The organism is Candidatus Cloacimonadota bacterium (assembly GCA_028706475.1).
Taxonomy (GTDB): domain Bacteria; phylum Cloacimonadota; class Cloacimonadia; order Cloacimonadales; family Cloacimonadaceae; genus UBA5456.
In genome coordinates, this window is the sequence record JAQWBI010000007.1 from 46,352 (window position 1) to 61,571 (window position 15,220).

Consider the following 15,220-nt stretch of genomic DNA (forward strand, 5'->3'; position numbering starts at 1 on the left):
TTATGCCTCGAGCTGTATCAACCTGCCATCGATAAGTTCGTAACTGCGGCTTGCTTTCGACGCCGCTTCTACATCATGGGTTACCACCACAAATGCTTGATTGAGTTCTTTATTAAGCTTCCGAATCATCTCCCATACTTCATTACTATGAGTGGGATCAAGGTTTCCGGTGGGTTCATCTGCCAGCACCAGTTTGGGATTGTTTGCCAATGCCCTGGCCAGGCTCACTCTTTGTTGCTCACCTCCGGAGAGCTGATTGGGATATCGATTCAAGCGATCCTGCAAACCCAGCAATACCAACAATTCCTTGGCTCTAGCTCTTGCTTCAGATTCACTGCGACCTGCAATCAGCAAAGGCAGAGCTACATTCTCGGTGGCACTAAGGTCATCAATCAGATAGTGAAATTGGAATACAAAACCTAAGTCTCTGTTTCGCACTATCGGAGCCTGGGGATCGTTTGAGCGAATAGGTTGGGAACAAATCCTGAGTTCACCCCCATCAGGCTCATCCAGCAAGCCCATGATGTGCAGCATTGTGCTTTTTCCACATCCGGATTTTCCGGTGATACAGACCAGTTCTCCGGCTGATACATCTAGAGATGCATCCTTCAGAACTTCTATGATCTGGTCGCTGTCAATATAGGACTTACTCAAGTGTTTTGCACTTAATATCATGCTTCCTCGCTAATTTTTGTTGCGGATAATATCGATGATCTGTAACCGCTCTATCTGCTTCAAGGGAATAAGGATACATATAAAAATCAGGATAGTGGCGACCACAAAGATTACCAATAGATTCACAAAAGTGATCTGAGCTCCCAGAGTGTCAATGAAATAAACATCACCCTTCAATCGATAAAAGCTCTGCTTCTCCACACACCAGGACAAGAAAACACCAAACATCTGCCCGACAATCACGGAAAGAACAGCCACTAAGCCTACTCGGAACGAAAACAATCTGCGAATGGAACCGATCCCTGCTCCCAAGGTCTGCAATACCGCTATTTCCGCTTTTTTATCTATGATAATGGTGCTTACTGTGGAGATCACGTTGATACCTGCGATCAATACCAGAAAACTAAAGACGATGAATATGAGCCATTTTTCCATAGCAACCAATCGCAAGAGGCTTTCTGCGTAGAGATTCCACGGAATGGCGATATAATCCACTCCCAAGTGATTGATCAGATATTGTGCCAATTCGGAAGCTTGATCAGCATCTTTTAAACGCAATTCCACCTTGGAATACCCTGAAGGAAGCATCATCAAGTCACGGGCATCTTCTTCGCTGGATATTACTATACTGCGATCGTTCTCATAATAACCAGAGCGGTATACAGCAGCGATAACATAATTGTAATGGGCACTGGGGATGCCCAGAGGACTGATCCGATCCAGGCGGGGATAATTCAAGCTAAGCGTATCGCCTATGCTCAAACCCAGCTCCTCCAGAAGATAGTGCCCTACGATCACCTCTCCCCTATTAATCTGTGTCTTTCCTTTGCTGATATACTGGCTGTATGGAGCATCATCATGAGCATCATAAGCGCGCAGGTTCGCAGCTCGAATCTTGTCTTGGTTTTGCGCCATCAAAGAAAACTGTAGAGTCGCCACACTGGATTGAACTTCATCTATCTGCTCCGTTATCTTACGGATTTGATCGATCTGTTCTACACTAAGTAGATTCGAATCGGACGAAGCGATACTAATATGAGCAAAGCTATCCAACAAGAGTCTTTTGAGCGTGCTTTCATAACCTTGGAATAAGTGCAATCCTGCAGAAAGAATGCCTACAGAAAGTACAATACCTAAAACCATAAACACAAAACTAAAGCGAAACAGGTTTCGCTTCGGAGATTTAATATATCGTTTCAGAAAAAAAAGCTCAAGGTTTTGCATCTTTACTGTGTTGCTCCACATTGAGCATTGTCTCAATGGACAATGGTAAACGCTGAGTGGGACTGATTCGGTTTATGATGAGCTCAGAAATCAAGCCCAGAGATATGAACTGAAGCCCACCCAAGATCATAAGAACTCCCAATAACAAGAGGGGGCGATTCGAAAGAGGCATACCCCAGAATATCTTCAAAACTGCAAGGTATAGAGTAATAAGTGATCCTATTATAGTGGAAATAAGCCCTACTCTACCAAATAGATATAGCGGACTCTTAATGTAATATGTAATCATCCTCACAGTAAGTAGATCAAAGAAGCCACGTAAGTAACGTTCTACCCCGTATTTGCTCTTCCCATACTGCCGCGCCCGATGCTCTACGGGGATCTCCCCCACTCTGAACCCTAAGGAATGAGCCAGAGCTGGTATATAGCGATGCATCTCCCCATATAGTGAGAGTTCCGTCACAACCTCCCGCCGATATGCTTTGAACCCGCAATTGTAGTCATTCAGTTTCAGCTTGAAGGTGTATCCGGTTACAGAATTGAACAGTCTGGAAGGTAACCTTTTGTACCATGGATCACGGCGCTTCTTCTTCCACCCGGATACAAGGTCAAAACCCTCGTTCAACTTTGCTATGAAGGCAGGTATTTCCGCAGGAATGTCTTGCAGATCGGCATCCATGGTAAAGACAATCTCGCCATCGGCATGTTCAAAGCCTTTTTGGAGCGCAGCGGCTTTCCCAAAGTTGCGGCGAAATTTTATCACCTTTACCTGTTGGTCTAGCGCTGCCAGATCACACATTACTTTATAGCTGCCATCGGTGGAACCATCGTCCACAAAGATAATCTCATAAGTGTTATCACCCAGATTGGCCAGGATTTCATCATAGAGCTGATTGAGGGACTCACACTCATTCAAAACAGGAATCACAAACGATATCAGCATATTGTCCTCACTATATGAACAAACTCACAACAGTCATCACTAAAGCGGAAGACAACGGTATTTTGATATTGTCATCCAGAGGTACACTACTCAGTTCAGCCGCTGTAGCTGTTAATGCACCAATAATGGCCAGCCAGGGATTTGCCAGCCACCATAATCCAAAAACAGCACAGGTGACAAAGCAAGCCAGGCTTCCTTCCAGGCTTTTGTTATTTCGCAGGAACTTCCGTTTACCAAAATTCATACCTATCAATGCGGCAAAAGTATCACCTATGCTTAGAAATGCAATGGAAGCCGCTGCAATTCTCTCATCAAAGAACGCGACGCAGAGCAAGCTGGAAACCAATAAATAAGTGGCTCCGGTAAAATCCTTGAGTTCGTGTCTCCTCAAGATCATACCAAAGAGACGATGAAAGGTTTTACGAAAGCTGCGTTGCCAAAAGCGGTTAAACTCTATTACTAAGCTGACAACCAAAGCAGCCAGTAGCATCGCAAAGGCAATACGCCTGTTGTATTCCAGAGTATAGCGATAACCGAGAGGAATCACCAACGAACTAAGATGAATTGACTTTCTAAGAGTCTCGCTAAGTCTTCCCATGATGCACTAATCAAGTATTTTTAGAATGCGTAGCTGGTTGGCTGAGCGCCACAAAACGAGACAATCGTACTCCTTATCCTTCATGAGATGCAGCCCCCCGCAATCCAGATTCCAAGAACCGGCCATTTCGCTCACTTTCAGTCCCCTGATGAGCAAAGTAGGTTCCGGATTCTTTTGACCCCATGGAAGCATGATTTCTAGCTTCTGCCATTGCTCTTGATTCATCTCCGCAAGTGAGCATTCAACATCGTAATGAATCTCATCTACTTCGTTTGAAGATATAAGGTTAGCACTCAAGTAATCAGTAAAACACTCAAGGAAACCGTCATAAGAATCTGTATTCATGGAGAATCCGGCTGCTTTTGCATGTCCGCCAAATTGGATGAGATGATCTTTACAGTGCGTAAAGGCATCCACCATGTTAAAACCTTCTCCGCAACGCCCTTCGCATACCGTATTGCCGTTGTGATGTTTCAGCATGATAGTCGGGATACCCAGCCGGTTCACAATAAAAGTAGATGCTGTGCCCAACAAAGAATATGGAATGGCGTCTTCTTCGTCGTAATATACAAAGAAGTTTCCCACAAAGTTTTCTGCTAGAGTCTCCAGAAAGCTGAAGACATGGTTCAGTTCCGCTTCCCAGATATTCTTTTGCTCTTCTAGACCCTCAAACAGACGAGCCTTGGCATCGGAGAGTTGCAAAATGAAGCGGAGCGCTGTATGCTGTCCTCCCTCTTCCCGGCCATTGGCAATAAGGCGGGATGTATAGATAAGGAAATTATTGACATCGGTGGGGTTGTCTACCCTGCTGTAGTTACGCAAAAGAAACTGTACTGTATGGTCGCTTACTTCTTCGAAGTGCTTTAAAACATGTCTTACCAGGATTCGGTTGATACCGATCATGGGTACCTTATCCGCCAATGAGCCTACTGCAGTCCAAAAGTAGCTGGCTGGATCGATAGGATGTTCCCATACTTTGGCCAGATAACGAATCAGCATCAGTACCACACCTACTCCAGCCAAGGCTTTGAAGGGATACTCGCAGGATGGTAACTGCGGATTCATAACGGCATAAGCATTGGGCAACATATCTGATTGCACAAGATGATGGTCGGTGATTATAACATCACAACCAATATCATTCAGCTTTTCTACTCCTTTAAAAGCGGAGATGCCATTATCCACAGTAATAACGAGCTTGTAACCATTCTTCTTTACATGCTCGATAAAGCCTGCCTGGATACCGTGAGGTTCCAGATTGCGGTTTGGGATATAGTAGCTATGACGCTGATATCCGCAACTGTTCAGATAGTTGTACAATATGTATGTGCTTGTGATACCATCCGGATCGTCGTGCCCAAAAATGACCATAGGTTCGTTTTGGAAAATGGCTTCCCGTATTCGCTCCGAAACCTTGTCGATGTTCGCAAAGAGACCCTCGTCCGGCAAATCATCGATACTGCTCTCCATATCAATAGGCAGTAGATTGCGGGCTTTTAATATTCTTTCGGATAAATTGCCATCTGCTACCATTGTTGCAATTCCTCCGCCTTAGGTATCTCTCTGGGAGCAGTGCGATCAATCGCTTTGCTAATGATGTCGAAACCGGTAAAACCAATAAGCATCATATAACTGGTGTCCTGGATATTATGTGTGTCCAGAGAACCGCGTGTCTGATACATAAAGCCAAGGTCCAAGCGATTCACTTCTCCCTTTAGTGGTAAGCTGAAACCGGCACTGATGGCATTCTCGTCCACATACTCCCCGTTTACTTTGAACGGTAAAGCGCGTCTGGAATAACCTGCCCGCAACGGAATCTTGTGATACCAATAGCGCTTGCGTGCAGTATTGGGCTCATATGCCACACCAACACCCAGTTTCCAGCCATCACGCAAGTTGGCATCGGTTTCGGAGAAGGCTTCATAAGTGTAATCAGCGGCAACCTTGAACTCCCGTAGCATAAGGCCGGTGTAGCCAAAGCCAATGGTAAGAGGGATGTCAAATGATGAATTTTCTGCTTCACCGCTACTGTGGAAACTGCTCCAGATTCTTTCTCCCTTCAATGTAACTGGCAGGGTCGCATAAGAGCCAAAGGCATGGTCATTATATCGCTGCACAAATCCAACGCTGATGCTGGGATTCTTGTAGTTTTGCTCCAACGTCTCGGAGCTGGGCACTGTGTTTTCAGATGAGCTTTGAACAAATTTGCGGTTGTCATGCCCTAAAAAATAATTACCGCTGATACCAAGGTTCAGGTTTTTGTATCTATAGCTGTAGACGAGGTCCGCACGGTACAAGTATTTATCCACTTCCTGGCTTTCTATGGTAAGGCTATCGATCATGGTCTGATTTTTCACCAAACCATTGGCATAAGAAGCAAACTGGAAAGCAAAACGATGTTTCTTTACCGGAATCGATATGCTGAAATAGGGGAAATCTACCGAATCATCCCGAAAGCTGTTCTCGTTTCCGTTGTATTTGGATTTATATCCGGTATAGCCAAAAACCATACCCGTACCAAAGAGGGTCTTGTTGTCAATATTGCTCTGAGCTGGATTTGCGTAGGCGGTGTTATTGCGAAACACATCGCTGGAGCCGGTATCTCCCATGCTCAAACTATAAATGTCGCGCCCATAGTATTGGACAGGATAACCATCGTAAGAGAAGATGGAATTTCCTGCCCACAGTGACATGGCTATCAGACAGGATGCGATTAGTATTGATCTTTTCATTTCTTATGACCTGCTTTATGGTGTTTAACCGGATCTGGTGGAACGCGGAAGAACTTCATCGCGTTATTATATGAGGCTTCTGCCACTTCATTGGGACTGATCTCTTTGATCTGTGCAATCTTTTCTGCAACAAGATGTAACAGCAGCGGAGAATTGCGTTGTCCTCGGTGCGGATGAGGCGGTAAGTAGGGACAATCCGTTTCGATCATGAATCTGTCCATAGGCACCAAACGAACCACATCATCCAGATGAGAATTGTTGTAGGTAATACTGCCTGTAAAACTCATCATCCAGCCAGCATCCAGAACCTGCTGGGCAAAGATGATGTCTCCGGAGAAGCAATGGAACACAGCTTCCTTCACGTTTTCCTGTTTCAGTATATTGTAACATTCCTGATGCGCTTGTCTGTCGTGAACTACCACTGGCAAATCGTATTCAACAGCCAAGTGAGCTTGATTTGCAAATACTTCCCGTTGCACTGGATAAGGAGACAGATTGCGGAAGAAATCGAGGCCGATCTCGCCAATGGCCAAGACTTTCTTTTCCCGCGCATGTTTCTTCACCAGCTCTGCGTCAAATTCTTGAGCGTCGTGCGGATGAAAACCAACCGAAGTATAAATATGCAGATGCTTCTTGGCCAGTTCCAGCGACGATATTGCGGTATCCTTGTTGTATGAGATGTTGATAATGTATTCGATACCAGTGCTAAAACATTTATTGATAAGACTCTCCCGGTCAGAATCAAAATCCGGAAGGTCCAGATGCGCATGAGTCTCAAACAGCTTCATATTTCTAGGCGAGTCCCCTTTTTCTTGTTTGTGTCAATTATATCACCTTCTTTATCCTGTCAAAGAGAATTTTGGCCAGCTCTGTTAAGCAGGCTTTTTCATATAGTACAGATACTCCAGGTGAGCTCTTAATACTGCTCATTCAAAGCAAGGAGTTGATATTGGGAAGCAATGCAGATAGCCGCCGTTTCCGCCCTTACAATCCGTTTGCAGATGCTAATGGAAGGAATTTCCTGCATCACCTGGATATCAGCTTCCGAAAAGCCCCCTTCGGGACCAATGATAAAGCAAGGCTTTTTAGTGCTCTTTGTGTCGTATAGGCAATTCTGCTGCTCGCTTTCAGAGCATAATACTGGCTGATAACCCTGTTGTCTGATATAGGGCAAAGCATCTTCGAGGTTCAGAATAGGATGTATTGTGGGCAGATAGGGATTGTCACATTGCTTTATCGCTGCCAAAGCGATCTTTTCAAAGCGAAATATGGTGTTGCGTTTTTCGTCCCTTACAGTATATTCCGTAAGCAAGGGGAAGAAAGCGCTCGCTCCCAGTTCGGTACACTTTTCCACCACTAATTCATCATGATGGTTTTTGAGCAGTGAAAAGGCTATGGCAAAAGGCATCTCTGGCGCTGGATGTTCTTTGATGCTGATCGCTTCCAATACTGCACAACGCTTTTCCAGCTTAACCACTCTGCACTCTGCGCTCAAGCCATTACCCCCGTTGAGCATGATCCTGGCCCCGCTTCGAATGCGTTTTACTCTGCTAAGGTGGTAATACTCATCATTTTCCAGGATGATTTCCCGGCTGTCTGTTCTCAACTGAGGATAATAGTATGATGGCATCTCTATACGAAGTAATCCCTTAGTTTCGAAAAGAAGCCCTTACCTGGTTTCAACTCCCGCTTGGCGTCATATTCCTTCAGCTTCGTGAACATCTCGGTTTCTTCCTTCGATATTTTGGTGGGGATCACAACCACAACCCGCACGATCTCATCGCCTTTGCTATATGAATTCAGGCTTTGAATGCCCTGACCTTTCAGGCGAAACAGTCTGCCGCTTTGAGTTCCGGATGGAATCTTCATTTTCACTTTTCCGCTTAGCGTGGGTACTAGGATTTCGTCCCCTAGGACTGCTTGGGATATCGAGATAGGGTATTCCATAATGATGTCGTTTCCATTGCGCTCAAACAGATCATCCTGCTTTTCATGGATTAGAACCAGGATATCTCCGCGACTTCCGTTTCTGGGTCCCACATTCCCTTGTCCACGCAGACGGATATATTGGTTTTCCTCCACTCCTGCGGGGATCTTTACGTTGATTTCTTTTACCTTTGCGATGCGCCCTTCACCATAGCATTTCCCGCATTTGTTCTTGATGATCTTGCCTTCACCTCTGCATGATGGGCATTCGGAAACGGTTTGCATCTGCCCGAAAAGGGATTGGCGAACTTGGCGCACTTGTCCCGATCCTCTGCATTGAGAGCAAGTATCCACCTGGCCGTCGGCGCTGCCGCTCCCGTTACATTTGTCACAGACTTCTTTGGTGCTTATCTTGATCTTTTTCTCGGCTCCGATGGCAATCTCGTTCAAGCTCAACGATAGTTCGATTTGCAGATCTTCTCCACGATTCGAGCTTCTTCCCGATGAACGCGATCCAAATCCACCTCCAAAAAGGCTATCGAAGATGGAAGAGAAACCGTCGCCAAAGATGTCGTTTAGATCACTACGATGCGTAAAATTCTCCCAGGAAAATCCACCCGCACCAAACTGTCCTTCTACTCCGGCATGACCATATTGATCGTAAATCTGCCGTTTATCCTTATCACTCAGGACTTCGTATGCTTCACTGGCTTCCTTGAACTTTTCTTCTGCTTCTTTGTTATCCGGATTCTTATCCGGGTGATACTGCATAGCCAGCTTGCGGTAGTTTTTCTTGATAGTTGCTTCATCGGCGTTCTTGTCAACACCCAATACTTCATAATAATCGCGTTTCGCCATCTATTCTCCTAATAAATCAAAACTATCTGCTTAGCAGAAAGCAGATCAATAAACAAAACTATCCCTGGGGATAGCCCGATTCACGAACTATCCCCGCAGGATATTTATTGGATTATTTATCGTCAACGACCTCAAAATCTGCGTCTATAGGGCCGTCATCTTTCTTATGATCTTCTTCTTTTGTTCCCACAAAATCTTCCGGATTGAAGCCTTGCGCGTTGGGATCAAATCCTGCTCCGCCACCTTGCTGTTGCTGTTGTTGCTGCTGCATGTTAGCGTAGATGATCTCCCCCAATTTTTGAGCTTTTTTGGATAGATTTTCTATAATCTGATCAACCTGTTCTTTGTCACCAAGCTTGTCAAGCCGTTCCTTGGCGTTCTTCAATTCAGCTTCCAATTCGCTTCTATCACTTTCCGGCAGTTTGTCACCATATTCAGATAGACTCTTTTCAGTGCTGAAGATCAGTGTATCCAGTTCATTCTTTGCGCTTACAAATTCCTGGCGCTTTTTATCTTCCTCAGCGTGTAGTTCGGCATCTTTCACCATGCGATCAATGTCTTCCTTGTCGATACTACCTGCACGGTCTATCTGGATGGATTGCTCCTTACCCGTGCCTTTATCCTTTGCGGATACATGCAAAATGCCATTAGCGTCGATATCGAAGGTTACTTCGATCTGTGGTACTCCGCGTGGAGCAGAAGGAATTCCAACCAGGTCAAATCTGCCCAGACTCTTATTATCCTGAGCCATGGGACGCTCACCCTGCAATACATGAATAGTCACAGCGGTTTGATTGTCCGCAGCAGTGGAAAACACCTGGCTCTTCTTTGTGGGAATTGTAGTATTTCGAGGAATCAGAGTAGTCATCATACTTCCCAGAGTCTCGATTCCCAATGATAGTGGAGTCACATCCAAAAGCAGCACATCGGATACTTTGTCATCTCCGGACATGATAGCACCTTGAATGGCGGCACCAATGGCAACCACTTCATCAGGATTGAGGCTGCGATTGGGCTTTTTGCCAAAGTACTTTTCCACCGCTTCTCCTACTGCCGGAATACGGGTGCTGCCACCCACCATCAGTACTTCCTGAATATCGGAAGTGCTTAGCTTGGCATCGGCCAGAGCTTTTTTGCAGGGACCCAATGTACGCTCAACCAAATCAGCAGTCAGACGGTTAAACTCTGCCAGACTGAGGTCCAGACTCAAGTGTTTGGGACCGGTGGCATCCGCTGTGATAAAGGGAAGATTGATATTTGTGGTCTGAGTTCCGGAGAGCTCGATCTTGGCTTTTTCTGCTGCTTCACGCAAACGCTGCATCGCCATCGGATCCTTACTGAGATCCATACCTTCCTGCTTCTTAAACTGCTCCAGAATCCAGTCTATTACCCGCTTATCAAAGTCGTCTCCGCCCAGATGAGTATCTCCATTGGTGGAAAGTACTTCTACCACACCGGAAGAGATATCCAGGATAGAGATGTCGAAGGTACCTCCGCCCAGGTCATATACCGCTACTTTCTGTTCTTTCTTATTCTCCATACCAAATGCCAAAGCTGCAGCGGTAGGCTCGTTTATAATTCGTTTCACTTCCAGACCTGCCACTTTACCCGCATCTTTAGTGGCTTGGCGTTGATCGTCATTGAAATAAGCTGGCACAGTAATCACAGCTTCGGTTACTGTGGTTCCCAAATATGCTTCTGCGGTCTCTTTCATACGTGCAAGCACCATTGCGGATATCTCTTGAGGAGTAAAGTCCTTGTTTTCACTATCCACGTGAACCGCAGCTTGATTTTTGATGCCGGATTTTACTTTGAAAGGCACTTGTTTTATCTCTTCACTCACTTCCGAGTAAGAACGGCCCATAAAGCGTTTTATCGAAAACACCGTATTGATCGGATTGGTAACCGCCTGACGCTTTGCCAATTGTCCTACCAGACGTTGTCCATCCTTTGTAAATGCAACTACAGACGGAGTGGTGCGTCCGCCTTCTGCATTTGTGATTACTACAGGTTTACCACCTTCAACTACTGCAACGCAGGAATTGGTGGTTCCTAGGTCGATTCCAATTATCTTTCCCATTTATTCCTCCAGGGTATTCATTTTATTTCCATTTGAAACCGCTACCCGAACCGGACGGATCACCTTGTCGTGCATGGTATATCCATTCTGGATGATAGCGGCCACAATATTCTCTTCATATTCACTGGCAATATGCGCCAAAGCATCATGATACTCCGGGTCAAATTCACATCCCAATGCCTCAATCTTCTTTACTCCTTCGTTTTCCAAAGTCTTTGCCAGTTGTTTTTCTATCAGTTGTACACCCTTGCCAAATGGAGATTCCAAATCTTCAGTCTTGGCCTGATTCAGGGCGCGTTCAAAGTTGTCCAAAACATCACATATATGTAGTGCTAATTCCTTGGTTGCGTGCCTGATCCACTCTGCTTTTTCGCTAATGCTGCGTTTGCGGAAGTTCTCGAATTCAGCCATGGTTCTCAGGTATTTATCCTTATACTCTGCCAATTCCTTCTTCAGCACTGCCATTTCGTCCTGTTCGCTGTTTTCCACAGCTACTTTTTCATCACTGTTTGTTGTTTCCGATGCAGTTTCAATCTTTGTTTCTTTCAAGCTCTCTTCCTGTTCTCTGCTATTCTGCATATTCATATCCTTATCCGGCATGGAAGCTTTCGCCGCTGCCTTCTTCTTTTTATTAGTCATACATCCTCCTCTTGGGTACAACCATCCCCCGCTTCGTAGTTTGAGTAATGGTATGCGTCACATCCCGCACCAGAGGAATCAAGCGTCTGTAGTCCGTTCTTAGCGGCGTCAACACTCCCAGGTAACCGGGTATTCCAAACACCTCGTATTTCCCATAGATCAATGCAAAGCCACTGTAACGAGTGTCCGAAAAATCCTCTCCCATCAACACATTCACTCCAGATATCTCTTTGTTGCGCATGGAGTTCAGCAAATAGTCCTGCCTCTGAATCAGATTCATGAAGCTTAGGATCGCTTGCTTTGAATCAAACTCCGGTTGCTCTAAAAACTTTATACTGCCATCGTAATGAATAAAGAAATCACTGATCTCGATGAAAGCTTTATGCAGTTCGCTTAGAAACTGGCTAAGGATATCGTTCTCACCCCTACTGCTTTCCCGCATATCCACCAGCACCTTGTTTGCGATGTCGTAAACCCTGAGTCCCACCAATTCATCATTTAGGTAGCGAACCAGTTTTTTCAATTGGGCATCATTTATATCGTAATCGCACTTTAGTATTACAGTCTTGTCCAATCCACTATCTAAACTCATTACGAAGAGTAGTTTGCGATCGCTGATGGAAAATACCTCCAAACAAGATAAGTACCCGCTGGATACTTCCGGTTCCGCCACAAATGAAAGCTGATCTGTTTCATGAGCTAGCATTTGCATAATGAAATGTAGGGCCCGCGGAGTATCTTTATAATGCTGGATGAGTAGCTCGCGCAGAGTATCCATGCGTGGATAACTTACTTTCACGTGTTCCGGTGCGATATATTCCAAATACCTACGATACCCGCTGATAGTCGGCACTCTCCCCGAAGAAGTATGAGGTTGAGATATCAAATTCTGCTCTTCAAGTTTTAATAGATCCAAACGCAAGGTAGCAGTTGAAACATCACAGAGATACTTCTCGTTCAATACCCGCGAAGAGACGGGTTCACAAGTCCGGATATACTCATCCACCAGAGCTCCAAGTGTATGTATCAATCGTGCTTGATTCTTCTTCATAATTACCGCCTCGTTGTTATTTTAGCAGTCTAGGCATCAAAGTGCTAAACTGAAGACAAATTAATCAAGTCTACGATATTGTCAATCGAAAAGTGAGACTGCTAATTTCCTGCTATGTTGAGACTGTTCAATACCTCCCACATCATTATGCTGCTATCCTGGTGTTCTTAGAGAAAATCCTGTGAGCTGGTGCAGCTTGAGCGCAAAGGGCTCTACTATGAGAACAAGCAAAGCGAAGAGAACCAAGAGATAACAGTGTAACTGAGAGAGATCGCTTACCAGTATGTTCGTTGGGGTTTACCCCACATGGAAAGTGTTGTCCGAGCCAAGATTGGTGCTAAAAACCTAATCCACTATAAGCATAGGTGGCTTGAACTCCAGTGCATTGATTGGGTTCAATACTATTTCATCAAGAGCATTCTCTTGGTTTGGCTATAGTCTGGACTACTCAGGCGGTAGAAATATACTCCGCTGGCTACAGTATGGTTATTCTTATCTCTACCGTTCCAGACCACGCTGTGGATTCCGGCTTCCATATCTGTATTGACCAGGGTCTTGACCAATTGTCCCTTCAGGTTATAGATGTCCAGATGAACCTTGCTTGCCTGGGGCAGAGAGAAAGAGATGGTGGTACTGGGATTGAAGGGATTGGGGTAGTTTTGAAACAAAGCCATTTGTCCCGGTTCCGGCACTACCGGATCATCAATGGAGACCCAGGGCCTGGAGCCATACTCAAATGCGCCCATATCGATGCGGTCGTTCCAGATGCGCCAGTTACCCGCCAGATCAAAAGGAGGAAGGTTCAACTCGCTGGTATCCGGAGTACCGGCATCGATGCAGGGTGAGTACTCTGAAAGACTGTAAAAGAGAGGATCATGGATGTCAAAGCCACCGGTAAAGAGGGGATCAGCGTCAATGCTGGAAGGCATAAAATCTATCGTGTTACCCGGTACAGGGAAAGGTAGAATGCCATCGATGCCATCTTTTACCAGGGAATGATCGATTCTAAGATTGGTATGCTCGTTGGGATCACCATTCATAGGATTTACCATAATCTGATAGGGAGTATCGTTGTAGAAGATGGAATTGGTTATGTTTACATCTCCATTGATAATCAGCGTATGGGCATCCCCCTGATTTCCCGCAAATGTACAGTTGGCGATGTCGATGCGAGGATTATTAATAGAATAGATGGATACAACTCCCCCTTCAGATTCATTATTACTGAAAAGGCAATTACGAAAAGTAAAATGATTCTGTTGTTGAGGATACTGAATTCCTGCGATAGCTATAGCTAGGGAATTATCATCTAGCATAGTTAGATTACTGAATTCACAATTATCAAAACTCACTTCTTTATCACAGACAATACCCACAAGTGGCGTTGCCCAAACAGATGATGAAACGTAGGTTGAAGTAGCGTTACGGAAAACACAATTTTTAAAACTACCATTGAAAGCGGAGACGTCTCCATTATCCATGCTCATTGGCATCAATCCAACAAGTGTGACCTGATCCGGTCTACCCCCCTCAATGATAACATTCTCCCACACACCCTCCATTTTACTAGTTACGAAAGCATAAATCAGTACATAGGATTCCGTGTTATTCACGTTGCTATTCATGTCATGAATGCGAAGATTGCTAAAGTGTAAAGTTGACTTTAGTCTGTCACCCAAAAAAGCCTGACCATTGAGTGGCACATTACGTGTTGTAATTGATAGATCCGAAATCCAAATCAATTCTTCCCGGATAACGGCAAAAACAAGCGTCCCCTGGTTCTGGCCCATCTCCGGATGTGGTTCTCCAATCACTGTGGTGCTATCCATCCCACTACCCTGAACGATAACCCAGCCTTTCAGTCCGATAGGAAAGACCTGATCGTTATCAGTGCGGGAATACTCCCCCGGAAGAATGTGTACTGTATTCATGTTCAGACTATCGGCTGCCACTCGATAGATCGCTTCATGGATGGTCTTCAGCGCTGTCTCAGGACTGAGACCGTCATTGGAATCATTACCGACAGTCGATACATATACATCGCTATCGATCTCCTGGTGATGGAACTGCAGGATATCAAAATCGATCTGGTAGGTGCTGTAGTTGTTGGGGGGGGCACTGATATATGTCGCATAGTAATTACTAGGCTCCGCTACGGAAAAATTATCCAAAGGTATATACAGATCATCTGTGGCTTGCTGGATATAGATATCCTGTCCCGATCCGGCACGATTGTTGTATATTGAACAGCGATTTATGGGATCGAAAGAGATGTTGTTTACATAACCTCCACCGGAGTTAGCATATAGTCCACCTCCAAGCTGTAGGGCATAATTGTCAAATATCTCAACTCCGGAAAGATAAACTGTAGCACCTCCGACATTGATTCCACCACCTATACTCCCAAAGTTCCCGTATATGTTACAATTAGTTACGGATGTGCTAGATGGCCATACAGATAAACCAGTACCAAACCCGTTTGTGAGTGATAAAC

At 45.1% G+C, this 15,220-nt stretch carries 13 protein-coding genes; all 13 read right to left on the minus strand.

Annotation, left to right across the window (positions count from 1 at the left end; translation table 11 throughout):
* Positions 1-675 carry an ABC transporter ATP-binding protein gene (locus PHF32_02625; GenBank protein ID MDD4559625.1) on the minus strand — a complete coding sequence of 225 codons (675 nt, stop codon included), beginning with the start codon at positions 673-675 and terminating at the stop codon, positions 1-3.
* A gap of 9 nt (positions 676-684) precedes the next feature.
* Complete coding sequence (locus PHF32_02630) at positions 685-1,899, minus strand: ABC transporter permease (GenBank protein MDD4559626.1); 1,215 nt, start codon at positions 1,897-1,899, stop codon at positions 685-687.
* Positions 1,886-2,842 (minus strand): glycosyltransferase family 2 protein, encoded by a 957-nt coding sequence (locus tag PHF32_02635; protein ID MDD4559627.1) that lies wholly within the window; start codon positions 2,840-2,842, stop codon positions 1,886-1,888. Before PHF32_02635 ends, PHF32_02630 begins: the two co-directional genes overlap by 14 nt.
* A 10-nt stretch (positions 2,843-2,852) precedes the next feature.
* Positions 2,853-3,440, minus strand: a complete 588-nt coding sequence (locus PHF32_02640; GenBank protein MDD4559628.1) for an SEC59/DGK1/VTE5 family protein — start codon at positions 3,438-3,440, stop codon at positions 2,853-2,855.
* Positions 3,441-3,446: 6 nt separating this feature from the next.
* On the minus strand, positions 3,447-4,973 hold the full coding sequence (locus PHF32_02645) for a DHH family phosphoesterase (protein MDD4559629.1): 1,527 nt from the start codon (positions 4,971-4,973) through the stop codon (positions 3,447-3,449).
* Positions 4,967-6,172 carry a hypothetical protein gene (locus tag PHF32_02650; GenBank protein ID MDD4559630.1) on the minus strand — a complete coding sequence of 402 codons (1,206 nt, stop codon included), beginning with the start codon at positions 6,170-6,172 and terminating at the stop codon, positions 4,967-4,969. The genes PHF32_02645 and PHF32_02650 overlap by 7 nt, the downstream gene beginning before the upstream one ends.
* Complete coding sequence (locus tag PHF32_02655; protein ID MDD4559631.1) at positions 6,169-6,960, minus strand: TatD family hydrolase; 792 nt, start codon at positions 6,958-6,960, stop codon at positions 6,169-6,171. The genes PHF32_02650 and PHF32_02655 overlap by 4 nt, the downstream gene beginning before the upstream one ends.
* Before the next feature lie 128 nt (positions 6,961-7,088).
* Positions 7,089-7,802, minus strand: coding sequence for an RsmE family RNA methyltransferase (locus PHF32_02660; protein ID MDD4559632.1), 714 nt, complete (start codon positions 7,800-7,802; stop codon positions 7,089-7,091).
* Between the two features lie 2 nt (positions 7,803-7,804).
* Entirely contained in the window at positions 7,805-8,956 is a 1,152-nt protein-coding gene (gene dnaJ, locus PHF32_02665; protein MDD4559633.1) for a molecular chaperone DnaJ, read from the minus strand.
* Between the two features lie 112 nt (positions 8,957-9,068).
* Positions 9,069-11,036 carry a molecular chaperone DnaK gene (dnaK, locus tag PHF32_02670; protein MDD4559634.1) on the minus strand — a complete coding sequence of 656 codons (1,968 nt, stop codon included), beginning with the start codon at positions 11,034-11,036 and terminating at the stop codon, positions 9,069-9,071.
* A complete protein-coding gene (grpE, locus tag PHF32_02675) occupies positions 11,037-11,675 on the minus strand; it encodes a nucleotide exchange factor GrpE (protein MDD4559635.1) in 639 nt (212 codons plus the stop codon).
* Entirely contained in the window at positions 11,668-12,726 is a 1,059-nt protein-coding gene (hrcA, locus tag PHF32_02680) for a heat-inducible transcriptional repressor HrcA (protein ID MDD4559636.1), read from the minus strand. Before hrcA ends, grpE begins: the two co-directional genes overlap by 8 nt.
* Positions 12,727-13,127: 401 nt before the next feature.
* On the minus strand, positions 13,128-15,220 hold a 2,093-nt coding region (locus PHF32_02685; GenBank protein MDD4559637.1), incomplete at its 5' end, for a FlgD immunoglobulin-like domain containing protein.